General features: G+C 61.5%; 23 protein-coding genes. 11 read left to right on the top strand and 12 right to left on the bottom strand.

The window, feature by feature from the left end:
- The first annotated feature begins 89 nt into the window (after positions 1-89).
- From rph to DYI42_RS01505, 4 genes are read left to right on the top strand one after another with little or no spacing between them, the layout of a single operon-like run.
- Positions 90-803 carry a ribonuclease PH gene (gene rph / locus DYI42_RS01520; RefSeq protein WP_213544147.1) on the top strand — a complete coding sequence of 238 codons (714 nt, stop codon included), beginning with the start codon at positions 90-92 and terminating at the stop codon, positions 801-803.
- A gap of 3 nt (positions 804-806) precedes the next feature.
- A complete protein-coding gene (rdgB, locus tag DYI42_RS01515; RefSeq protein WP_213544146.1) occupies positions 807-1,418 on the top strand; it encodes an RdgB/HAM1 family non-canonical purine NTP pyrophosphatase in 612 nt (203 codons plus the stop codon).
- Positions 1,408-2,559, top strand: a complete 1,152-nt coding sequence (gene hemW, locus DYI42_RS01510; RefSeq protein ID WP_213544145.1) for a radical SAM family heme chaperone HemW — start codon at positions 1,408-1,410, stop codon at positions 2,557-2,559. The genes rdgB and hemW overlap by 11 nt, the downstream gene beginning before the upstream one ends.
- Before the next feature lies 1 nt (position 2,560).
- Positions 2,561-2,914: a YbaN family protein gene (locus DYI42_RS01505; RefSeq protein WP_213544144.1), complete on the top strand. Its 354-nt coding sequence runs from the start codon at positions 2,561-2,563 to the stop codon at positions 2,912-2,914.
- Here the strand turns inward: DYI42_RS01505 and DYI42_RS01500 are convergent.
- The 7 genes from DYI42_RS01500 to hemJ form a co-directional block, all read right to left on the bottom strand.
- Positions 2,889-3,776: a ParB/RepB/Spo0J family partition protein gene (locus DYI42_RS01500; protein WP_213544143.1), complete on the bottom strand. Its 888-nt coding sequence runs from the start codon at positions 3,774-3,776 to the stop codon at positions 2,889-2,891. The two genes, DYI42_RS01505 and DYI42_RS01500, sit on opposite strands and share 26 nt — an antisense overlap.
- Positions 3,777-3,789: 13 nt before the next feature.
- Entirely contained in the window at positions 3,790-4,590 is an 801-nt protein-coding gene (locus tag DYI42_RS01495; protein ID WP_213544142.1) for a ParA family protein, read from the bottom strand.
- Positions 4,583-5,203: a 16S rRNA (guanine(527)-N(7))-methyltransferase RsmG gene (gene rsmG, locus DYI42_RS01490; RefSeq protein ID WP_342344586.1), complete on the bottom strand. Its 621-nt coding sequence runs from the start codon at positions 5,201-5,203 to the stop codon at positions 4,583-4,585. Before rsmG ends, DYI42_RS01495 begins: the two co-directional genes overlap by 8 nt.
- A complete protein-coding gene (gene mnmG, locus DYI42_RS01485) occupies positions 5,200-7,065 on the bottom strand; it encodes a tRNA uridine-5-carboxymethylaminomethyl(34) synthesis enzyme MnmG (protein ID WP_213544141.1) in 1,866 nt (621 codons plus the stop codon). The genes rsmG and mnmG overlap by 4 nt, the downstream gene beginning before the upstream one ends.
- Positions 7,066-7,076: 11 nt before the next feature.
- A complete protein-coding gene (gene mnmE / locus DYI42_RS01480) occupies positions 7,077-8,357 on the bottom strand; it encodes a tRNA uridine-5-carboxymethylaminomethyl(34) synthesis GTPase MnmE (RefSeq protein WP_213544140.1) in 1,281 nt (426 codons plus the stop codon).
- 27 nt (positions 8,358-8,384) lie between these two features.
- Positions 8,385-9,656 carry a transcription termination factor Rho gene (gene rho, locus DYI42_RS01475; RefSeq protein WP_213544139.1) on the bottom strand — a complete coding sequence of 424 codons (1,272 nt, stop codon included), beginning with the start codon at positions 9,654-9,656 and terminating at the stop codon, positions 8,385-8,387.
- 130 nt (positions 9,657-9,786) lie between these two features.
- Positions 9,787-10,242 (bottom strand): protoporphyrinogen oxidase HemJ, encoded by a 456-nt coding sequence (gene hemJ / locus DYI42_RS01470; protein WP_213544138.1) that lies wholly within the window; start codon positions 10,240-10,242, stop codon positions 9,787-9,789.
- Positions 10,243-10,629: 387 nt separating this feature from the next.
- On the opposite strand from hemJ, the gene DYI42_RS01465 reads away from it, so the two are divergent.
- From DYI42_RS01465 to dnaQ, 4 genes are read left to right on the top strand one after another with little or no spacing between them, the layout of a single operon-like run.
- Complete coding sequence (locus tag DYI42_RS01465; RefSeq protein ID WP_213544137.1) at positions 10,630-11,229, top strand: Maf family protein; 600 nt, start codon at positions 10,630-10,632, stop codon at positions 11,227-11,229.
- The gene (locus tag DYI42_RS01460; protein ID WP_213544136.1) at positions 11,226-12,059 is read left to right on the top strand and encodes a shikimate dehydrogenase; all 834 of its coding nucleotides are present in this window, start codon (positions 11,226-11,228) and stop codon (positions 12,057-12,059) included. The genes DYI42_RS01465 and DYI42_RS01460 overlap by 4 nt, the downstream gene beginning before the upstream one ends.
- Entirely contained in the window at positions 12,056-12,652 is a 597-nt protein-coding gene (gene coaE / locus DYI42_RS01455) for a dephospho-CoA kinase (RefSeq protein ID WP_213544135.1), read from the top strand. The genes DYI42_RS01460 and coaE overlap by 4 nt, the downstream gene beginning before the upstream one ends.
- On the top strand, positions 12,645-13,337 hold the full coding sequence (gene dnaQ, locus DYI42_RS01450) for a DNA polymerase III subunit epsilon (protein WP_213544134.1): 693 nt from the start codon (positions 12,645-12,647) through the stop codon (positions 13,335-13,337). Before coaE ends, dnaQ begins: the two co-directional genes overlap by 8 nt.
- Here the strand turns inward: dnaQ and secB are convergent.
- Both secB and DYI42_RS01440 read right to left on the bottom strand, forming a co-directional pair.
- Positions 13,334-13,831, bottom strand: coding sequence for a protein-export chaperone SecB (gene secB / locus DYI42_RS01445; RefSeq protein WP_213544133.1), 498 nt, complete (start codon positions 13,829-13,831; stop codon positions 13,334-13,336). The two genes, dnaQ and secB, sit on opposite strands and share 4 nt — an antisense overlap.
- A 55-nt stretch (positions 13,832-13,886) precedes the next feature.
- A complete protein-coding gene (locus tag DYI42_RS01440) occupies positions 13,887-14,363 on the bottom strand; it encodes an FxsA family protein (protein ID WP_213544132.1) in 477 nt (158 codons plus the stop codon).
- 103 nt (positions 14,364-14,466) lie between these two features.
- Here DYI42_RS01440 and DYI42_RS01435 point away from each other — a divergent pair, with 103 nt between their 5' ends.
- Genes DYI42_RS01435 through DYI42_RS01425 form a run of 3 tightly spaced genes read left to right on the top strand, consistent with a single transcriptional unit; the run spans position 14,467 to position 16,620 of the window.
- The gene (locus DYI42_RS01435) at positions 14,467-15,132 is read left to right on the top strand and encodes a Tim44/TimA family putative adaptor protein (RefSeq protein WP_213544131.1); all 666 of its coding nucleotides are present in this window, start codon (positions 14,467-14,469) and stop codon (positions 15,130-15,132) included.
- Between the two features lie 7 nt (positions 15,133-15,139).
- Positions 15,140-16,045: a murein transglycosylase A gene (gene mltA / locus DYI42_RS01430; protein WP_213544130.1), complete on the top strand. Its 906-nt coding sequence runs from the start codon at positions 15,140-15,142 to the stop codon at positions 16,043-16,045.
- Positions 16,042-16,620, top strand: a complete 579-nt coding sequence (locus tag DYI42_RS01425; protein ID WP_213544129.1) for a Smr/MutS family protein — start codon at positions 16,042-16,044, stop codon at positions 16,618-16,620. The genes mltA and DYI42_RS01425 overlap by 4 nt, the downstream gene beginning before the upstream one ends.
- Here DYI42_RS01425 and DYI42_RS01420 read toward each other — a convergent pair.
- Genes DYI42_RS01420 through hslU form a run of 3 tightly spaced genes read right to left on the bottom strand, consistent with a single transcriptional unit; the run spans position 16,603 to position 20,328 of the window.
- On the bottom strand, positions 16,603-17,826 hold the full coding sequence (locus tag DYI42_RS01420) for an MFS transporter (protein WP_213544128.1): 1,224 nt from the start codon (positions 17,824-17,826) through the stop codon (positions 16,603-16,605). The genes DYI42_RS01425 and DYI42_RS01420 overlap by 18 nt on opposite strands.
- Before the next feature lie 39 nt (positions 17,827-17,865).
- Complete coding sequence (locus tag DYI42_RS01415) at positions 17,866-18,978, bottom strand: alpha/beta hydrolase (RefSeq protein WP_213544127.1); 1,113 nt, start codon at positions 18,976-18,978, stop codon at positions 17,866-17,868.
- A 39-nt stretch (positions 18,979-19,017) separates the two neighbouring features.
- Positions 19,018-20,328 carry an ATP-dependent protease ATPase subunit HslU gene (gene hslU, locus DYI42_RS01410; protein WP_213544126.1) on the bottom strand — a complete coding sequence of 437 codons (1,311 nt, stop codon included), beginning with the start codon at positions 20,326-20,328 and terminating at the stop codon, positions 19,018-19,020.
- Positions 20,329-20,384: the final 56 nt, after the last annotated feature.

Genomic DNA, 20,384 nt, shown 5'->3' with positions numbered 1-20,384 from the left:
ATAGGGATGCGGGGCGGCGAAGGTCAATCTTGCTTGCGTCGGGGGGCCGGGGAAGCCTAGACGGGGGCGACCCATGAGGAGGACTTGAAATGCGCCCTTCCGGCCGCGCCCTGAGCGACATGCGCCCGATCGAGATTGAAACCGAAGTCACCCGCTACGCTGAAGGCTCCTGCCTGATCAAATGCGGCGAGACCCATGTGATTTGCACTGCAACGGTAGAAGAGCGCGTGCCGCCATTCCTGAAGAACAGCGGCAAAGGCTGGGTGACGGCCGAATACGGGATGCTGCCGCGCGCCACGCACAGCCGGATGCGGCGCGAAGCGAAGAATGGGCAGAGCGGAAGAACGCAGGAAATTCAAAGACTTATTGGAAGATCGCTGCGCGCCGGCGTTGATTTTCAGGCGCTGGGCGAGCGGCAGATCCAGATCGACTGCGACGTGATTCAGGCCGATGGCGGCACCCGTTGCGCCTCGATCACCGGCGGCTGGGTGGCGCTGAAGCTGGCAGTTCAGAAGCTGATGAAGGCGGGGCTGGTGAAGACCGATCCGATCCTTGATCACGTCGCGGCCGTGAGCTGCGGGATCTATGCCGGACAGCCGGTGGTGGATCTGGATTACGCGGAAGATAGCGAAGCGGGCACGGATGGCAACTTTGTGATGACGGGCGCCGGTAAGCTGATTGAGGTGCAGGCCAGTGCCGAGGGTGCCACCTTTGCGCGCAGCGAGCTCGACGCGCTGATGGACCTTGCCGAGGCCGGTGTGGCCGAACTGGTAGCGGCGCAGAAGGCCGCAGTTGAGGGCTGAGGCGTGCGGCGGTTTGACGGCAGCAAACTGGTGATCGCCACCCATAACGCGGGCAAGCTGCGGGAGATTTCTGCCTTGCTCGCTCCATTTGATGTTGAGGTGACGAGCGCCGGAGAGCTGGGGTTGGAGGAGCCGGAAGAAACCGAAGCGACCTTCATCGGAAATGCCCGGATCAAGGCGCATTTCGCCGCTAAAAAGAGCGGCCTACCGGCGTTGGCCGACGACAGCGGGATCGAAGTGGATGCGCTGGACGGACGGCCCGGCGTTTATACAGCTGATTGGGCCGAGACACCGAATGGCCGAGATTTCGCGATGGCGATGTCGCGGGTTTGGGAAGAGTGCGAGGCCATGGGCGCACCTGAGCCGAGAGTTGCCCGTTTTCGCGCAACGCTTTGCCTCGCGTGGCCGGACGGTCACGACGAGATCTTCGAAGGCGCGGCCGAAGGGCGGCTTGTCTGGCCAATGCGCGGCGAGAACGGCTTCGGGTTTGATCCGATGTTCCTGCCCGATGGCCACAATCAGACCTTTGGTGAAATGACACCCGAGCAGAAGGGCCCGCTTACCCACCGGACTGCGGCGTTCGAGAAGCTCGTTGCAGGTTGCTTTGAAAGCTGACTGGCACGCCGGGGGCTTTGGCCTTTACATTCACTGGCCGTTCTGTGCGGCCAAGTGCCCCTATTGCGACTTCAATTCACATGTTTCAGCACAGATCGACCAGGCTGCCTGGCGTGAGGCTTACTTGCGCGAGATCGCCCGACTGGGCCGAGAAACGGAAGGCCGCGTGCTTTCGTCGGTTTACTTCGGGGGCGGCACGCCATCTTTGATGGAGCCTGAGACGGTTGCCGCGATCCTTGGCGAAATTGGCCAGTACTGGCCGCGCGCCAATGACATCGAGATAACGCTGGAGGCAAACCCCTCTTCCGTGGAGGCGCGGCGCTTCGCCGGATACGCAGAGGCCGGGGTGAACCGGGTATCTCTCGGTGTACAGGCCTTGCGCGATGACGACTTAAAGGCGCTGGGCCGGTTGCATGATGTGCCTCAGGCGAGGGCAGCGCTTGATGTGGCGAAGGCACACTTTGGACGGGTCAGTTTTGATCTGATCTACGCCCGTCAGCATCAGACGCTGGATGACTGGCGGGGCGAGCTCTCAGAGGCGCTCGACATGGCCGCCGATCACCTATCGCTCTACCAGTTGACGATTGAGCCGGGCACCGCCTTCGGGGATCGTTACGCTGTAGGCAAGCTGCGCGGGTTGCCCGATGATGACTTGGGTGCCGATATGTACGAGCTCACCCAGGAGATGACGCGGAACGCGGGGTTTGAGGCCTATGAAGTCTCTAATCATGCCATGAACGGGTCCGTTTCGCGGCACAACCTGGTGTATTGGCGTTACGGAGATTACGCCGGTATTGGACCGGGAGCGCATGGGCGGTTGACGATTGAGGGGCAGAAGCGAGCGACTGTTGCGACGGCGGCGCCCGGGTTGTGGTTGCGTGACGTTGGGGGTGATGGCGCAGAAAGCCGAAGTGCCCTGAGTGGTCCCGAACAAGCGGCCGAGTACCTGATGATGGGCCTACGGATCAACGAGGGAATTTCCGTGTCCCGTTACCGTGCCTTGGCTGGCTTCGGCCTGGATGAAGGCAAGGTCGGCGCGCTGTGCGACGACGGTCTCTTGGAATTTGCCGATGACAGGGTGCGAACGACACAGCGTGGCAGAATGATGCTGAACGCCGTCATTCGTGAGCTGATGGTCTGACGTGCGCGTTCTCTGGGCGACAGCAGGTGTGATCAGCCTGATGGTTGGCGCGATCGGTATCTTCCTGCCGCTCTTGCCGACTGTCCCGCTCGTTCTGTTAGCAGCCTTTTGCTTTGCCCGGTCCTCGGAGCGGCTACATGACTGGCTTCTGGCCCATCCAACCTTTGGGCCGATGATCGTGGATTGGCGGCGGAGCGGAGCAATTCATCGCCGGGCAAAGTGGGCGGCAACTGGTTCAGTCGCTGTGGTCTTCGGTCTCTCGGTGGCACTGGCCCTGCCACCGCACGTTCTTTTGATTCAGGCGATCACGCTCGGATGCGTGATGCTGTTCATCTGGACACGTCCAGAGGCGTAGCCGTCAGGACGCGGCAAAGCGCGTCGAGATCATCCAGGTCCCGATAGGAGATGGCGAGGCGTCCGGCGCCCGAGGAATCATGCTCGATAGCAACCTTCAGGCCGAGGTTGGCGGCAAGATCGGCCTCGAGGGCCCGCGTATCGGCATCTTTCGTGGCCGTTTTCTGCTTTGGTGGTTTGGAAGCGCCCCCTCCTTTCACCAGCTTCTCAACTTGCCGGACTGAAAGCCCTTTTTGAATGACCTGCTTGGCGAGGTCTGACGGGTTCTCCGCGGTGATCAGCGCGCGGGCATGGCCGGCAGACAGGCGACCGTCGCGGAGAAGACGCTGAACATCTTCGGGCAGTTGCAGCAAACGCATGAGGTTGGCGAGGTGGCTGCGGCTCTTCCCCAACGCTTTGGCAATGTGCTCCTGCGTGTGGCCGAAGCGGTCGATGAGTTGCCGATACCCGTGGGCCTCGTCGATCGGGTTCAGATCTTCGCGTTGGACGTTCTCGATGATGGCGACTTCGAGCACCTCTTCATCGGAGAAGTCCCGCACGATGACGGGCACTTCGTGAAGCTGTGCCATTTGCGCGGCGCGCCAACGCCTTTCACCCGCGACAATCTGGTAAATATTTGATTTAGTTGGGTCTTTTCTAACAATGAGTGGCTGGATGATACCACGCTCCTGGATGGAATCGGCCAGCTCCTGCAGCGGCTCCATCTCGAAATCCCGGCGCGGCTGCTCGGGGTTGGGCTCGATCTGCTCGATCGGAAGACGCCGCTCGGTGCCGGGAGATGCCGGTGCTTGCTCTTCCTTCGGCGCGACATCGGCCATGAGCGCCGACAATCCGCGACCCAGGCCTCTTTTCTTCTCAGCCATTGCTCAATCCCTTTTAGTGTGCCGGTCGCCCGAGCAATTCTTTCGCGAGGTCGCGGTAGGCGATGCTGCCCTTTGATGTTGGATCATAGTCCAACACCGGCATGGCAAAACTCGGTGCTTCGCTGACCCGCACATTTCGAGGAATTCGCGTTTGGAACACGAGATCTCCAAGCGCTTCGCGGGCGTCATCATCCACCTGCTGCGAAAGGTTGTTTCGGCTGTCGAACATAGTCAACACAACACCCTCAATCCGAAGGTTGGGGTTTGCCGTTTCGCGCACCTCACGGAGAGTTAGCATCAGTTGTGACAGGCCCTCGAGCGCGTAAAACTCCGATTGGAGCGGCACAAGCACGGAGTCGGAGGCAATCATCGCGTTGACCGTCAGGAGGTTCAGCGAGGGGGGGCAATCAATCAGGACGTAGTCCAGGGAGTAACGATCGATCTCGGGCTGGCGCAACGCATCATGCAGGAGGTGGCTGCGCCGTTCGTTAGCGACCAGCTCGATGTCGGCGGAGCTTAGATCGGTGGTTGAGGGCGCGAGCAGGAGATTGTCAACATCGGTTGCCAAGACGACTTCACGCAGCGGGGCATCGTCGAGCAGGAGATCGTATGTTGTTTTCTTTCGATCCGCGGGCTCGACGCCGAGGCCAGTGGACGCGTTTCCCTGCGGATCCAGATCCACGATCAATACGGCCTTTCCCTCCGCGGCGAGGGCGGCGCCGAGGTTGATGGCCGTTGTCGTCTTGCCGACACCGCCCTTCTGGTTGGCAACGGCGATGATCTTTGGCGCCTTGGGGCGGCTCAGGTCAGACACGGGTGATGTTTCCTATTGTGAGAACGGCCCCGGCGGGATCGGTTTCGCTGGGGTGTTTCTGAACATCAAAGGCCCAACTTTCAAGCGCCTTCGCTATCTCGTCATTATGTTGCGCCCCTTTCAGGAACAAAGCCTTTCCGTGCCGTTCAAGGTGGCGGTGCGCATACTCCAGCAGAGCCGCAAGGGGGGCGAGCGCCCGGGCCGAGAGAACCCGTGCACCAAGTGGCGGTACGGCCTCCACCCGGTGGGCGTGAACCTTTGCTGTAAGGCCAACCTCTCTCAGAACCGTGGTGAGGAACGTACACTTCCGTTGGTCGGATTCTATGAGGTGAAATGAGACATCGGGCGCCTGCTCGGCGGCTAGAATCCCGCAAACGAGCCCGGGGAAGCCTCCGCCGGTGCCGATATCTACCCAGGTCCCACCTCGTGGTGCATGCTGGAAGACCTGGGCCGAATCCAAAATGTGTCGGCTCCAAAGGTTGGGGATCGTCGCCGGAGCGACGAGGTTTATCGCCTTGTTCCATTTCTCCAGAAGCTGCGCGTAAGTTTCGAGGCGTTCAGATGTTTCACGTGAAACACCGAGCCGCGCCAGAACCTCGGATTTGTCGCTCACGATGCCTTCTTTCGGTCATCTCGGCGAAGCCGCGCGAGGATCAAGCCCAGCGCAGCCGGCGTCATGCCCCCGATGCGCGCGGCCTGGCCGAGAGATTCGGGACGCGCGGCCTTCAGCTTTGTCTTTAGCTCGTTCGACAACCCATTGAGTTCATCATAACTGAAGTCTTCAGGAATTCGGCGGTTCTCGTCGCGCGCAAGCGCCGCTACATCCTGTTCCTGACGGTGAATGTAGTTTTGATACAGCGCGTCACGCTCTACCTGCGTCGCGATGTCTGGTGCGATTTCCGACAGCTGCGGCGACACAACACAAAGCTTGTCGATATTCGCTTCCGGAAGGCCAAGCGCCTCCAACCCGTTGCGCCTCGGTCCGTCCGCGTTGACGCGGAAGCCTGCCTCACTGAGCTCTCTCGATGTATAGGAAAGCGAGTTTAGCCGGGCGCGGGCACTTTCCAATCCCTCCATCTTCTGGTCGAACGCCTTCTTTCGAGTGTCGCCAACACATCCCAGCTCGAGCCCAAGGGGCGTCAAACGCTGATCGGCGTTGTCGGCGCGAAGGGACAAGCGGAACTCGGCACGCGAGGTAAACATGCGGTAAGGCTCGGCAACACCCTGCGTCGTCAGATCGTCGATCATGACGCCGATGTAGGAGTTGGAGCGGCTGAAAACCGTTGGCTCCAGCTGTTTGGCTCTGCATGCAGCATTCAGTCCAGCCACCAAACCTTGTGCTGCGGCCTCCTCATACCCCGTCGTTCCGTTGATCTGGCCGGCCAGATACAGATTTTTCAGCGCACGAAGCTCCAGCGACGCCGAAAGCGCGCGTGGATCGATGTAATCATACTCGATCGCGTAGCCTGGTTGCAGAATTTCAACTGCTTCAAGCCCGGCAATCGAGCGGACGTAGGCCGCCTGAACGTCCTCCGGCAAGGACGTTGAGATGCCGTTTGGATAGATCGTTGGGTCATCCAGCCCTTCAGGCTCGAGGAAGATCTGATGGGAGTCCTTACTGGCAAAGCGGACCACCTTATCCTCGATCGACGGACAGTACCGTGGGCCGACCCCCTCGATATGGCCGCCATACATGGCGCTTCTGTGGAGGTTTTCATGGATGATCTCATGAGTCCGGGCATTCGTGTAGGTGATCCCACATGAGATTTGGCGGGTCGCAGGTGCCTTGGACAAGAATGAGAAGAGAGTAGGGCTCTCGTCGCCCGGCTGCTCCTCCAAGCCTTCCCAATTAATCGTCCGCCCATCAAGCCTTGGCGGCGTACCGGTTTTGAGGCGACCAAGTGGCAAGTTCAGCTCCGCCAACTGATCGGCCAGCAGTTGGGACCGCTCGGCACCGATCCGCCCGCCGGGAAACGACCTGTCCCCGATGTGAATGGTTCCGCGCAGGAATGTCCCGGTGGTCAGGACAACCGCAGAAGCTCGAACTTCCGATCCATCCCCGAGGATTACACCGGAGACAGCGTCATCGGTGATAAGAAGGCCCGCCACCTCCGCTTCCAGTAGCGCCAAACCTGGCGTCACTGAAATTGCGGCGCCCATGGCAGCACGATAAAGCTTGCGATCCGCCTGCGCCCGGGGGCCTTGAACCGCGGGGCCCTTCTTGCGGTTGAGGAGCCGATACTGGATGCCAGCTGCATCCGCCACACGGCCCATCAGCCCATCCAGCGCATCGATCTCGCGCACCAGGTGGCCCTTGCCGAGACCGCCTATGGCGGGATTGCACGACATTACACCCAGATCACTGGCCTTCAACGTCACAAGGGCCGTGCGTGCGCCCATGCGTGCCGCTGCGTGTGCTGCATCGGCGCCAGCATGGCCGCCGCCAACAACGATGACGTCGAAGTCATGTTTCACGTGAAACACCCCTACTTCCCGATGCAAAAGCTGGAGAAGATTTCTCCCAGCAGGTCCTCTACGCCGATCCGGCCGGTCAGCCCTTCGACCCGTCGCAGCGCGGTTCGCAGTTCTTCGGCCGCGAACTCAGCGCGCTCCGGCCCCGCTTCTACCTCGATTCGAGCGGCCCGCAAAGCATCGCTCGCCGCCTCCAGAGCCGCGCGATGGCGAGCGTGGGTGGCGGTGGTTTGGGCGGGCAGCCGACCTGACAGTTCAGCGGAAATTCTAGCCAGCAAGCTATCGACGCCGGTGCCAGTGAGGCCGGATACCCCGAGCAGCCCTTCGGGTGCGCCGGACTGATCTGCCTTTGGATGTGCGAGGATGTCGCCGGGCTGCGGCGCAATACCGATAGGCGCGCCGAGGAAGATGCGGAGATCTGCAGCAGCGGCCCGGGCTTTCGCGCGCTCCACACCGATAGCTTCAACCGAATCCTCCGTGTCACGGAGGCCTGCCGTATCGAGCAATGTGACCGGGAGGCCGACGATATCCATCCGTACTTCGATGACGTCCCGCGTTGTGCCGGCCACTTCGGAGGTGATCGCCGCGTCCCGACCCGCGAGGCGGTTCAGGAGCGTGGACTTTCCTGCGTTCGGCGCCCCGATGATGGCCACCTCGAACCCTTCGCGGATCCGCTCCGCGGCAGCAACGCCACCGGCCTCGCTTTCAAATGCGGTAGTGAGGTCATCAACAAGAGATAGGACTTCAAACGTCGTATCTTCCGGCACCTCCTCATCGGCAAAGTCGATCATCGCCTCAAGAAGCGCGGCGGCACGGATGAGTTGCGCGCGCCAAGCTTCAACCTTCTTGGCAAGGGCCCCTGAGAAGGTGGCTTGGGCCAGACGACGCTGCGCTTCCGTCTCGGCTTCGATGAGGTCTGCGAGGCCTTCGACCTGGGAGAGGTCCAGCCTGTCGTTCTCAAGCGCACGGCGAGTAAACTCACCGGGCTCCGCAAGACGCAGCCCATCGAAGGCGGTCAAGGCAGTGAGCAGAGCGCGCGTTACGGCGATGGATCCATGGGTTTGAAGCTCCACCACGTCTTCACCTGTGAAGCTGGCATCCTTATCAAAAACCAGAACCAGAGCGGTATCCAGCAGGCCGGAGTCTCCGTGCAGGGGCATCAGCGTTGCCCGCCGCGCCTCCGGAACACGGCCCGCCAGACGCACCAGCGCAGGCTTTGCCCCGGGGCCGGAAATCCGGATCACCGAAACCCCCGCGCGGCCAGGCGCGGTGGCTTGGGCGACGATGGTATCCATTGGTAACTCCTTGATATTCCTGATTTATCAGGTGTTCATGGAGTCGAAGAACTCGGCGTTGCTCTTGGTCTGCTTCAGCTTGCCGATCAGGAACTCGATGGCATCGGTTGTGCCCATCGGATTGAGGATGCGGCGGAGCACGAAAGTCTTCTGCAAATCCTTGGAGTCGACCAGCAGATCCTCTTTCCGGGTGCCGGACTTGAGAATGTCCATCGCCGGGAACACGCGCTTGTCGGCAACTTTGCGGTCGAGCACGATCTCGCTGTTACCCGTGCCCTTGAACTCTTCGAAGATCACCTCGTCCATCCGGGAGCCAGTGTCGATCAGAGCGGTGGCGATGATGGTGAGCGAGCCACCTTCCTCGATGTTCCGGGCAGCGCCGAAGAAACGCTTGGGGCGCTGGAGCGCGTTTGCATCCACACCGCCGGTCAGCACCTTGCCGGAGGACGGCACCACGGTGTTGAAGGCGCGGCCAAGGCGGGTGATGGAATCGAGCAGGATAACGACGTCGCGCTTGTGCTCAACCAGGCGTTTGGCTTTCTCGATGACCATCTCGGATACGGCAACGTGGCGTGTGGCGGGCTCGTCGAAGGTGGAGGAGATAACCTCGCCCTTCACCGAGCGCTGCATGTCGGTCACCTCTTCGGGGCGCTCGTCGATCAGCAGGACGATCAGGTAGCACTCGGGGTGATTGGTTTCGATCGAGTGGGCGATGTTTTGCAGCAGAACGGTTTTACCCGTCCGCGGCGGCGCGACGATGAGCGAGCGCTGGCCCTTGCCGATGGGCGACACCAGGTCGATGATGCGGGCGGAGCGATCCTTGATGGTCGGATCGTCGATTTCCATGGTCATCCGCTCGTCCGGGTAAAGCGGTGTCAGGTTGTCGAAGTTGATCTTGTGGCGGGCCTTCTCCGGCTCTTCGAAATTGATCTGCGTAACCTTCGTCATGCAGAAATAGTTCTCGTTGTCGCCGGGCGCCTTGATGAATCCTTCCACGGTGTCGCCGGTGCGCAACCCGTGCTGGCGGATCATCTCGGGCGAAACGTAGATGTCATCGGGGCCGGGCAGGTAGTTGGCCTCGGGCGAGCGCAGGAAGCCGAAGCCGTCCTGCAGTACATCAAGCACGCCATCACCGGAAATGTCCCAGCCTTCCTCCGCGCGCTCCTTGAGGATGGCGAACATCATGTCGCCCTTACGCATGGTGGAGGCGTTGTCGATCTCGAGCTCCTCGGCCATCGACAGAAGGTCGGCGGGCGTCTTGGACTTGAGATCGTACAGGGAAAGTTGCGGCTGGGTCATAAACAGGCCTTCGCTGCGCAGATCGCAGGGGTGCTGCGGGGCGCGAATTGGAATAACGGGAAGATCCACGACCAGAACGGCCGCTTGGGCACGTCAGATAAGCGCCGAGGCGGCTTGAGTCAAGCGCAGCTCAGAACGGGCGGACCACGATTGCAATGACGATGATGACCAAAAGCACAGTCGGCACCTCGTTCATCATCCGATAGGTGCGACCCGGGACGGTGTTGGTTCCGGCGGCGAAATCCTTGCGTCGCTGTCCCAACCAGTGATGAAACCAGGTCAGCGCTCCGACCGAGGCGAACTTGGCATAGGGCCAGACAGCGAACCAATCGATAATGCCCGGTGTGAGAGCCAGCATGATCCCGAAGACCCATGTGGCGATCATCGCCGGATTCATGATGACCCGCAAAAGCTTCAACTCCATCATCTGGAGCATCGCATCGGAGTGCGGGTTCTCTATCCCTTTCTCAACATGATGGACGAACAAGCGAGGCAAGTAGAAGATACCGGCCATCCAGGAGATGACGGCCAGGATATGCAGCGTCTTGGTCCACGGATAGAACCAGCTCAGGAAATCGAAGACCACGGGTCACCTCCTGACCCCCTTCAATAATAAAATAGATTCTTAAGAAAGGTTGTTTTTGTAGTAGGGGCTGGGGATATGGGGATTACTCGGTTGTCCACAGATCTGCAAACAGTCACCAGCCCTGCGTCCATCTACACAGCCTTCTGATAAAATCGTTACTTGTCAGAGGCTTAAGTGAAAAAGGAGTATCCGGGTCTGTGAGTAACCCGGTGCATAGCCAGCGTAGAAACCAAATCTCCACGCCAGGCCGAAATGGTTATCCTCATGGGGAGCAAATGTGACAGTCGGGGGAGAAGCGGGCCAGTTACTCCCGGCTTGAAGCTCGCTCAGAATGAGGTCACACCGGCCCCACAGCCAACACCCAGAGTCATCCACGAGGTTATCCACATGACACCGCCGTTGATCCTGGCTTCCGGTTCCGAGATCCGTGCCACCCTGTTGCGCAATGCGAACGTGCCTTTCGACGTGGAAGTGGCGCGCGTGGATGAAGCGGCCCTGCGTGCGGCGCTTGAGGCCGAAGGGGCAAAAGCGCGCGATGTGGCGGATGCACTGGCAGAGATGAAGGCGGCAAAGGTCGGCGGCAAGCGACCTGAGCGTATGGTTCTTGGCTGTGACCAGGTTCTGGAGTTCGAGGGCCGGTTGCTCGCGAAGCCCGAAAGCTCGGACGATGCTGTTGGCCAGATCATCGAGATGGCTGGGAAAAAGCACACCCTGCTCTCGGCCGCCGTGATCTATGAAAACGGGGAGCCGGTGTGGCGCCACGTTGGTGTGGTGCGCCTCTACATGCGCCAGCTCTCACCGGCCTACGTTGGGGACTACGTGGCGCGGAACTGGGAGACCATCCGTTGGTGCGTGGGCGGCTATCAACTGGAAGGTGAAGGTGCGCGGCTCTTTGCCCGTATTGAGGGCGACTATTTTAATGTGCTCGGATTGCCGCTATTGGAGGTATTGAACTACCTGTCGATCAAAGGTGTGATCCCCACATGACGGACAAGATACCGCTGGCGGGAGTGATCGGCTCGCCAATCGCTCACTCTCGTTCCCCCGCCTTGCATCGCCACTGGCTCGAAAGCCTTGGGCTGCGGGGCCATTACATCCCCATGGATGTGAACCACGAAAACCTCGAGGAGGTGCTTCGGGTTCTTCCGAAGATGGGATTCGTGGGCTGTAACATCACCATCCCGCACAAGGTGGCCGCCTTGAATCTCGCGGATGCGGTCAGCGACCGAGCTGCGCTGATCGGTTCGGCCAATACATTGATCTTCCGGGATGACGGAACGATCTACGCCGACAACACGGATGGATATGGCTTTATCGCCAACCTCAGGGCAGGCGCGCCGGACTGGAGTGCGCAAGACGGGCCCGTCGTGATTTTCGGGGCGGGCGGCGCCTGTCGTGCCGTGCTTGCCTCGCTTATCGAAGCGGGCTGCACGGATATTCGGCTCTCCAACCGGTCCCGCCCGCGGGCGGAAGCGCTGCGCACCGAGTTTGGCCCCAAGATCACCGTGTATGACTGGGTGCTCGCGGGCTCGATGATTGAAGGCGCGGCCCTGATCGTAAACACGACGTCCCTCGGCATGGTCGGTAAATCGGAGTTCAAGGTCCCGCTGGATGCGCTGACAGCAGACATGGTCGTGACAGATATCGTTTACACGCCGCTTGAGACAGAGCTCTTGAAGACGGCTGCCGCGAAGGGCTGCACCACGGTTGATGGCCTCGGCATGCTGATCCACCAGGGCGCGCCAGGTTTCGAGCGCTGGTTCGGTGAGCGTCCGCCTGTCACTGATCAGACGCGCTCGGCGGTGCTTGGCTGGTGAGCCGACCCTTTCGGATAGGCCTCACGGGTGGGATCGGAATGGGAAAGTCGACAACAGCCCGGATGTTTGCGGAGGAAGGTGTTGCCGTTTGGGATGCCGACGCAGCGGTGCACCGGCTTTATGGCCCAAAGGGCGCCGCGGTTGAGGTCATCGCAGCGCTTCGGCCGGATGCCGTGGTGGAAGGGGCCGTATCGCGAGAGGCGTTGCGCGCCTGGATTGCGGAAGATGCCGCCGCCCTGAAGCGGATCGAAGCAGTTGTGCATCCGCTCGTTCAGAACGATCGGGCAGAGTTTTCCGCGCTGACGGAGGCTGATATTCTCCTGTTCGACATTCCGCTGCTGTTCGAAACCGGAGCGGACGCCGATATGGATATGGTGGTAACGGTTTCATGCCCGCCAGAAGAACAGAAGCGCCGCGTGCTGGAGCGGGGCACGATGAACGAGCAGGCCTTGGAACGTATCCTTGCGTCACAGATGCCAGACGCGGAAAAACGTGCACGTGCGGATCGCGTCATCGAGACAGACACGCTTGAGGGCGCACGTGACCAAGTGAAGGCGATCGTTGCCGAAGTCAGGGAGAAGCAAGATGCGTGAAATCGTGCTCGACACCGAAACCACCGGTTTCGACCCGTTCAGCGGTGATCGCATTGTGGAGATTGGCGCGGTTGAACTGGTGGGTCACATGCCCACCGGCAGGCACTATCATCAGTATATCAACCCGCAACGCGACATGCCCACCGAAGCCTTTGAGGTGCATGGGATCAGCGAAGAGTTTCTCGCCGACAAACCGCTGTTTGCGGCCATCGCGCAGGACTTCCTGGATTTTATCGGTGACGCGAAGTTGGTGATCCACAACGCCGCCTTTGACATGAAATTCCTCAATGCCGAGCTGGGCTGGGTGAAAAAGCCGCTCATCCCCGATGACCGTGCGATTGATACTGTTGCGATGGCGCGCAAGAAATTTCCCGGCTCTCCTGCCTCCCTCGATGCCTTGTGCCGGAGGTTTGGCATTACGACGGAGCGCGAACTGCACGGCGCCCTGCTCGACAGCCAGATCCTGGCTGACGTGTACCTCGAGCTGATCGGAGGCCGGCAGCCGGGCCTCGTGCTCTCGGAGGCATCGAGCCGCAGCTCCGCCGACTCCACTGACACCAACTGGCGCCCGTCGCCGCGCCCGCAGGCCCTTCCCCCAAGGCTGACCGAAAACGAAACCGCCGCGCACCGGGCCTTCGTCGAAAAGCTCGGTGACGCGGCGGTCTGGAAGAGGTTTGCAGATTAGGCGTCGGCCTTGGGCGCAGCCTCGGCACGCTGGGCGATCTGCTGCCGGTAGAGCGCAACAAAATCAATGTTTTGCAGGTTCACCGGGGGGAAGTTGCCGTCACGGGTCACGTCGGAAACGATCCTGCGGACGTAGGGGAAGATCTGGCGCGGGCACTCGATCAGCAGGAAGGGGTGCAGCTGCTCATCCGGCACACCCTCGATCTGGAACACGGCACCGTAATCCAGCTCCAGCAGGAACAACGTGGCACCATCGCCCTTGTTCTTGCTTTCAACCTTGGTCTTCAGGGTCACTTCATACTGGTTCGGCGTGGTGCGTTTGCGCGCGTCCACGGCGACGGCCACCTGCATCTCGGGTTGGACATCACCAGTGATGCCCTTCTGAACCACGATGTTCTCGAACGACATGTCGCGGATGAACTGCGCGAGGATCTGAAGCTGCACCTGCGGCGGCTCTTGCGGCGCAGCGGCGCCATTTTCGGGGGTGTCGGCCATGGGGCCCTCCGGTTCTTTTGGGTCGCGCTTGCTTTATCAGGCAGAGCGAGCGGCCTCAATGGCGTGTCCAGCCGGAATTTCCGGGCACCTTGGGCCTGTCTGGCTCAACTTCATGATAGCTGCCCTCCACCACATCATCGCGGGTGGGTCGCTGGGCCGGGCCGCCGCCCATGGTGAAGCTCTGCACCCGAACACGCTTGCGCAGCCAGGCGAAGGCGGCGGTTCGGAAGGCGGGGATCAGAAGAAGAAACCCAAAGGCATCGGTGAAGAACCCCGGCGTCAGCAGGAGCGCACCGGAAAACAGGATCATCGCGCCATGCGCCAGAGGTTCTGTCGGATCCCGCAATTCGTTGAAGCGCCCCTGCAATTCGGCAAGAACCTGTCGACCCTGGCTTTTGACAAGCCAGGTTCCGAGAATTGCGGTTACAATCACGATCCCGAGGGTCGGCCACAGGCCGATCCACCCTCCCACCTGAATGAACAGGGCGATCTCGATGATCGGAACCGCGATGAAAAGGATAAGTAGGGGCATCAAACCTCCGTAAGTGTCGCAGGAGCGCTGGTGGACTTGCCCCCTGCGAAAGCCTACATATGTGCGGAACGTTTGAAATGCCAACTTTGTGCCCGAGGCCCCGATGAATCTTGCTGTGATCCAGCTTCTTGTGCTTGCCGGCGTCGCGATCTTCCTGATCCTGCGTCTGCGTTCCGTGCTGGGCACCCGGGAGGGCTTCGAAAAGCCCCAGGCGCCGCAGCCAGGGCCGAGCCGGAGCCGCGAAAAATCGCGCCATGAATTTGAGGTGATCGAGGGCGGCGTTGACCGCGATATCACCGATCATGTGTCTGAAGGCCCGGCGGCAGATGCCTTGGCCACGATGAAGACGGTCGAGCCCGGCTTTTCGGTCGGTGAGTTCCTGCATGGGGCACGCGGCGCCTACGAGATGATCCTGATGGCCTTCGAGCGGGGCGAGCTGGATGGCGTGAAGCCGTTTCTCGGGCAGGATGTGGCGGAGAGCTTCGAAGACGTCGTGAAAATGCGTGCGGAGAATGGTGTGACAGTTGAGGCCAGCTTTATTGGCGTTCGGGAAACCGCGCTGAAGGAAGCAAGCTACGACGAGGAAAGTGCCGAAGCCGAGATCACGGTGAAGTTCATCGGCGAGATCACCAGCGTTGTCCGCGATGCGGCGGGCGACATTGTGGAAGGCGATCCCAACGCAGTGAAGCGCCAGCGCGATGTCTGGACGTTCGCGCGCCGGATGGGCACGGGCGACCCGAACTGGAAGCTGGTGGCCACGGGCGAGTGAGCCCGGCGTGGCACAGCTTTCGTTGAGAGACCTGCCCGGCTGGGCGGACGACGATCATGCGGCGGCCCTGACCACTTACCTGAAAACAGCCCCTGATGACCTGAACGCGCGTTCTGCTCTGCCGCGTGACGCATGCTCTTTTTTTGAGGACACATATGCAGCCGAGCTTGTGGCCGGGAGCGCTGTGCTTACCGGTTACTTCGAGCCAGTCTACGAAGGCTCCCTCTATCCTGATGCTGCGTGTCAAACACCGGTTCACGCCCTTCCCGAAGGTTGGGCTGAGGGGCAGGCATTTGCCGCCCGGGCCGAGATCGAAGACGAAGATCTGCTTGCCGGTCGCGAACTCGCATGGCTGAAATCTCCGCTCGATGCCTACCTTCTACAGGTGCAGGGATCTGGTCGCATCCGGACAGCAGAGGGCAGCGAGCTGCGTGTCGGCTATGCTGGCAAGAATGGCCAACCCTATGTTTCCCTTGGCAAGTTGCTCGTGGAGCACGGCGAGTTGGCTGCCGACGACGTGTCGATGCAGGCGATATACGATTGGTTCGAAAAAGACCCGGCGCGGGCGATGGACTACCTGCGCCGGAACCCCAGCTACGTGTTCTTCCAAAGACTGGACGATCTGCCGCCCGATCAGGGGCCCATCGGCACATCCGGCGTGCCGCTGACGGCGCATCGCAGTATTGCGGTTGATCCTGAGCACATCGCGCTCGGATCACTTGTATATCTGGCCCCTCTCGATGCGTCGATCGGACCGAGGCTTTGCGTGGCTCAGGATACGGGAGGCGCCATAAAGGGGCCGGGCCGGACCGATCTGTTTTGCGGCACGGGCGATGGTGCCGGGGCGGAGGCTGGCCCGCTTCTTGCGTCGACGGCTGTCTACCGGCTTGTGCCGAAGTCGGCCGGCGCATGAGCCGGAAAACTCCAAAGCGATTGAGCAGCGAAGACGAGGCGCTGTGGCGAAAGGTCGTGGAGAAGGCCACGCCTCTCACCAGGAACCACCCCAAGGCCAAACCCAGGAACGAGGCCAAGCCGCATCATGAGCCTGAGCCAAAGCCTGTTTTCGTGCCCCAACCCTTCACCCTCGGTGAAACTTCCCAGCCGCGCCCAGCGCCCGCCGATCCGGTGAAGCCGACACCGGCGATGGACCGGAAGGCCTTCATGCGGATGAAGCGCGGCAAGCTGAAGCCCGAAGCTCGGATCGACCTGCATGGCATGACCCTTGCAGAAGCCCACCCGCGCTTGCTGAAGTTCATTCACGCGGCACATGCTGATGGAAAGCGGCTGGTGCTTGTCATCACCGGCAAGGGGCGCACGAGGCCGAATGACGAGGGGCCCATTCCCTCGCGTCCCGGAGTGCTCCGGCGGCAGGTGCCCGATTGGCTGAGCCGCCCGCCGCTTTCGGCACTGGTTCTGGAGGTAGCTCCGGCCAACCTTCGGCACGGCGGCGACGGTGCCTTTTATGTCTATCTACGTCGCACCCGCTAGACGGCGTCGGGTCAGCCCGATGCCAAAACTGATCGAAGCGGCGGCGCAGATGAAGTAGGCGGCGATCCATGGCAGCTGATCCTCGAAGGTCAGCCCTGCATCGATCAGCCAGCCGCTGATACCCGGGCCGATGGCCGACCCGAAGACCATGACGGCCCCTGCGGCAGCCTTGATGGACCCGATGTAGCGCGTGCCATAGAACTCCGCCCAATAGGAACCGGGCAGGGCCGCCTGTGCCCCTACACCGAGCGCCACGGTGCCCAGACCGAGCCCGGCGCCCCAGAGCGTTTGGGCCTGCCACAGGATGAGGAAACCAAGCGAGAAGGGCAGCATGTAGAGGCGCATCAGCCAGGATGTGCCGAACCGGTCGATCAGGGCGCCTGTGGCAAAGGTCGAGCAAATGGAAAGGGCGGTGAAAATGGGCATCAGCGCAACGTAGTCGACCAGCGCCCAGCCCTTGATCGTGGTGAAATGCACCTGCTGAAAGAAGAGTGCTGTGCCCCAGGCCGCAGGGCCAAGCACCACCGGGATGCTGAACCAGAACAACGGGTGGCGCAGCATGTCGGCGCGGGTCCAGTGCTGGCCTCCCATACCTGCGGAGGGCGTGGCCTTGGCCACCGATTGTGGCGTTCGCTCGGTGCGAAGGAGCATGGCAAGAACGGGCAGGGCGGCCAGCACCAAGGCTGCCGAGATCACCCAGAGCCATCTCCAGCTCACAGATGGCAGAGCCGCTGCGAAGGCGACCGGCAGGATGGCCTGGCCAAGGGCGAAGCCGAGCGAGGCAATCGAAAGCGCCATCCCCCGCCGCCCCACGAACCACCGCGCCATGGCCACCATCGAGAGGTGGCTGAAGAGGCCCTGACCGAACAAGCGCAGGGTGAAAATGACGAATACCAGCAAGATCGGGTTCGACACCGCAGCCATGGCCAGACAGGCCAGCGCAAGCCCGGGCCCCACGACGTTTGCCAAGGCTCTGACCCGGTAACGGTCTGTCAGCGTGCCGGCCCAGATCATGGTGATGGCCGAGATGGTGGTGCCGATGGTGTAGATCAGCCCCCACTGCCCATCCGAAAGCCCGAAGCTTCCCATGATCTCGCCCGCAAAGATCGAGATAAAGAAGGTTTGGCCATAGGAGGAGGTGAACGACAAGAGCGCTCCGGCCAGCAGGAACGGGGCATTGCCACGCAGAAAGCCGAGGAGACCCATGCCGCCGTTATCGCGCCCCGGGAGAGGAATGAAAACCTGTCAGTTTCCGGCGAGCGCCGTGACGGGGGAGAGAATGATGGAGGTGGCGTTGCGCACCGTCAGGATCGTTCCGGGCAACAGCCCGGTTCGCCCCGCGTTATCGGTGCCGAAGGCGGCATCGACGGCGGTGATCTGGCCAAGGATCTTGAGCAGAGCGGGGTTTTCGGCGGCTGCAAAGTGATCGAGCCCACCACTGCCAAACTCGGACACGTCGATCACCGTCACATCCAGATCGGCCACCTCTTCGACATCGCCGAGATTGCCCAGGCGCGTGGGCAGTCCGGTGAGGCGCGCCGAGAGGCGCAGCGCCTTGTCGCGGCTGGAGGTGAAGATGAGGAAGGGCTGGGGCAGATTGCCGATGCGCTTCGCCTGGGTGCGAAACAGATCCACATCAAGGTCGGGCGACATCAGCACAACGCCGTTCAACTTGGGCAGCACCTGCCTGTCACCCCGGATGGCCATTTGCCGGAGGGTCTCCATCACCACCAGCGAGCCCATCGAGTGGCCGACGATGGTGATCTTCCGAACCCCCGATTGGGCAACCTCTGTGAGAAAGTGCTCAAACCCGTCACGGGCGAAGAGCGCGCTGTCGCGGTCATAGGCGTAGGCCAGCGGGTTTTCGGCGGAGGGCCATGTGTAGCTGATCGGCAGGTCGTCTATCTTCAGGTCGTGGGTCAGTTGCGCGAGCCGGAAGACCGAGTCTCCGATGGTGTTGTTGTAGCCGTGGACATAGACAATCGCGTTGCCGCGCGCCTGTGGCCGCGCCTTCAGGGCCGCGAGAATGGCGCCCCGGAAGGCCTGCGGACCAGCATAGCGTTTGGCCGCCGTGGCGACGAAATCACGGGTGACATCAGGCCCCTTGCGTCGTGCCGTCCGGACCTCGCCCGGCTCGCGGTTTGGGGGCACCGACACATCGTACGAAAGAAAGCCGAGCGGCCCCCGTTCGGTGTAGCGCAGAGCCTTTTTCGTAGGGTCGCGCTGCCGGGTGCTGCCGACGAAGATGGTATAGGGCGTGCCCACGCCAACCGCGCTGGGCACGATAACAAGCGTGGCCCGCGGCGCGCAGGCCGAAAGCAGCAGAATCACCGCAAGAAACCGAACGAAGCCCATCATGTGGCGCAAGTTATCCCGCGGTAGAGGTGCGCGCCATTCCTACAGAACGTAGCGCGATAAATCGGTTGATCTGGCAAGCTCGCCAAGGTTTTCCTCAACGTAGTCGGCGGTGATCTCAACCGCCTCGCCTGTCTTGTCCGGTGCAACGAACGAAAGCTCCTCGAACACCCGCTCGATGACCGTGTAAAGCCGCCGGGCGCCGATGTTCTCAACACTCTGATTGACCTCTGCCGCAATGCGGGCGAGCGCCGCGATCCCATCTTCGGTAAAGCTCACATCCACGCCCTCGGTCTTCATGAGGGCGGTGTATTGGCGGGTGAGCGCGTTGTCGGTTTCGGTGAGGATGCGCACGAAGTCGCCTTCCGTCAGCGCCCGCAGTTCCACGCGGATCGGCAGGCGGCCCTGAAGCTCCGGTAGCAAATCAGACGGCTTGGCGATGTGAAAGGCGCCTGAGGCGATGAAGAGAATATGGTCTGTCTTGACCGGGCCATGCTTGGTGGACACCGTGGTGCCCTCGATCAGCGGCAGCAGGTCGCGCTGCACGCCCTCGCGGCTCACGTCTCCGCCCCTGGCTTCAGCTCGGGCGCAGACCTTGTCGATCTCATCGATGAAGACAATGCCATTTTCCTGCACCGACTCCAGCGCGGCTGTCTTGACCGTCTCGTCATCGAGGAGTTTGTCGGCCTCTTCCCCGATCAGCACGTCGTAGCTTTCCGCCACAGTGAACTTGCGCCGGGTTGTCCGACCGCCGAAGGCCTTGCCGAACAGGTCTTGCAGGTTGCCCATGCCCTGCATCCCGCCACCGGGCTGGCCCGGGATCTCGAACATCGGCATTGAAGGTGCCGACTCTGCGATGTCGAGCTCGATCTCGGTATCGTCCAGCTCGCCCCGGCGCAGCTTGTCGCGGAACATGTCGAGCGTCTTGCCGCGCGCATCCTCTCCGGCGATGGCGCGGAGCACCCGCTCTTCGGCCGCTTCGCGGGCCTTCGACCTTACGTCTTCACGCATCATTTCCCGGGTCTGGGCGATGGACGCGTCGACGAGATCGCGGATGATCTGCTCAACGTCGCGACCAACATAGCCAACCTCGGTAAACTTGGTGGCCTCGACCTTGATGAAGGGCGCCTTTGCCAGCTTGGCAAGCCGACGGCTGATCTCGGTTTTGCCCACACCGGTGGGGCCGATCATCAGGATGTTCTTGGGATACACCTCTTCGCGGATGTCATCGGCCAGTTGCTTGCGCCGCCAGCGGTTGCGAAGGGCAACGGCAACAGCGCGCTTGGCGTCCTTTTGTCCGATGATGAAACGGTCGAGCTCGGAAACGATCTCGCGGGGGGTCAGGTCTGTCATGTATTCCGTCCTTGGCTTCCGCCCTATGTAAGCGCCTGACTGCTGCACACAACCCG

It is taken from the genome of Vannielia litorea, from assembly GCF_018424695.1.
GTDB lineage: Bacteria > Pseudomonadota > Alphaproteobacteria > Rhodobacterales > Rhodobacteraceae > Vannielia > Vannielia litorea_A.
Note: the sequence above shows the minus strand (reverse complement) of the source record. Positions and strands in the feature narration are given on the sequence as shown.

Excerpts from the sequence above, each read along its gene's own strand:
- DYI42_RS01435 (WP_213544131.1), top strand. The coding sequence starts at position 14,467 with ATGAATCTTGCTGTGATCCAGCTTCTTGTGCTTGCCGGCGTCGCGATC.
- DYI42_RS01465 (WP_213544137.1), top strand. The coding sequence starts at position 10,630 with ATGACACCGCCGTTGATCCTGGCTTCCGGTTCCGAGATCCGTGCCACC.
- rho (WP_213544139.1), bottom strand. The coding sequence starts at position 9,656 with ATGACCCAGCCGCAACTTTCCCTGTACGATCTCAAGTCCAAGACGCCC.
- dnaQ (WP_213544134.1), top strand. The coding sequence starts at position 12,645 with ATGCGTGAAATCGTGCTCGACACCGAAACCACCGGTTTCGACCCGTTC.
- DYI42_RS01460 (WP_213544136.1), top strand. The coding sequence starts at position 11,226 with ATGACGGACAAGATACCGCTGGCGGGAGTGATCGGCTCGCCAATCGCT.
- DYI42_RS01415 (WP_213544127.1), bottom strand. The coding sequence starts at position 18,978 with ATGATGGGCTTCGTTCGGTTTCTTGCGGTGATTCTGCTGCTTTCGGCC.
- secB (WP_213544133.1), bottom strand. The coding sequence starts at position 13,831 with ATGGCCGACACCCCCGAAAATGGCGCCGCTGCGCCGCAAGAGCCGCCG.
- mnmE (WP_213544140.1), bottom strand. The coding sequence starts at position 8,357 with ATGGATACCATCGTCGCCCAAGCCACCGCGCCTGGCCGCGCGGGGGTT.
- DYI42_RS01440 (WP_213544132.1), bottom strand. The coding sequence starts at position 14,363 with ATGCCCCTACTTATCCTTTTCATCGCGGTTCCGATCATCGAGATCGCC.
- DYI42_RS01500 (WP_213544143.1), bottom strand. The coding sequence starts at position 3,776 with ATGGCTGAGAAGAAAAGAGGCCTGGGTCGCGGATTGTCGGCGCTCATG.
- DYI42_RS01425 (WP_213544129.1), top strand. The coding sequence starts at position 16,042 with ATGAGCCGGAAAACTCCAAAGCGATTGAGCAGCGAAGACGAGGCGCTG.
- DYI42_RS01420 (WP_213544128.1), bottom strand. The coding sequence starts at position 17,826 with ATGGGTCTCCTCGGCTTTCTGCGTGGCAATGCCCCGTTCCTGCTGGCC.
- rph (WP_213544147.1), top strand. The coding sequence starts at position 90 with ATGCGCCCTTCCGGCCGCGCCCTGAGCGACATGCGCCCGATCGAGATT.
- hslU (WP_213544126.1), bottom strand. The coding sequence starts at position 20,328 with ATGACAGACCTGACCCCCCGCGAGATCGTTTCCGAGCTCGACCGTTTC.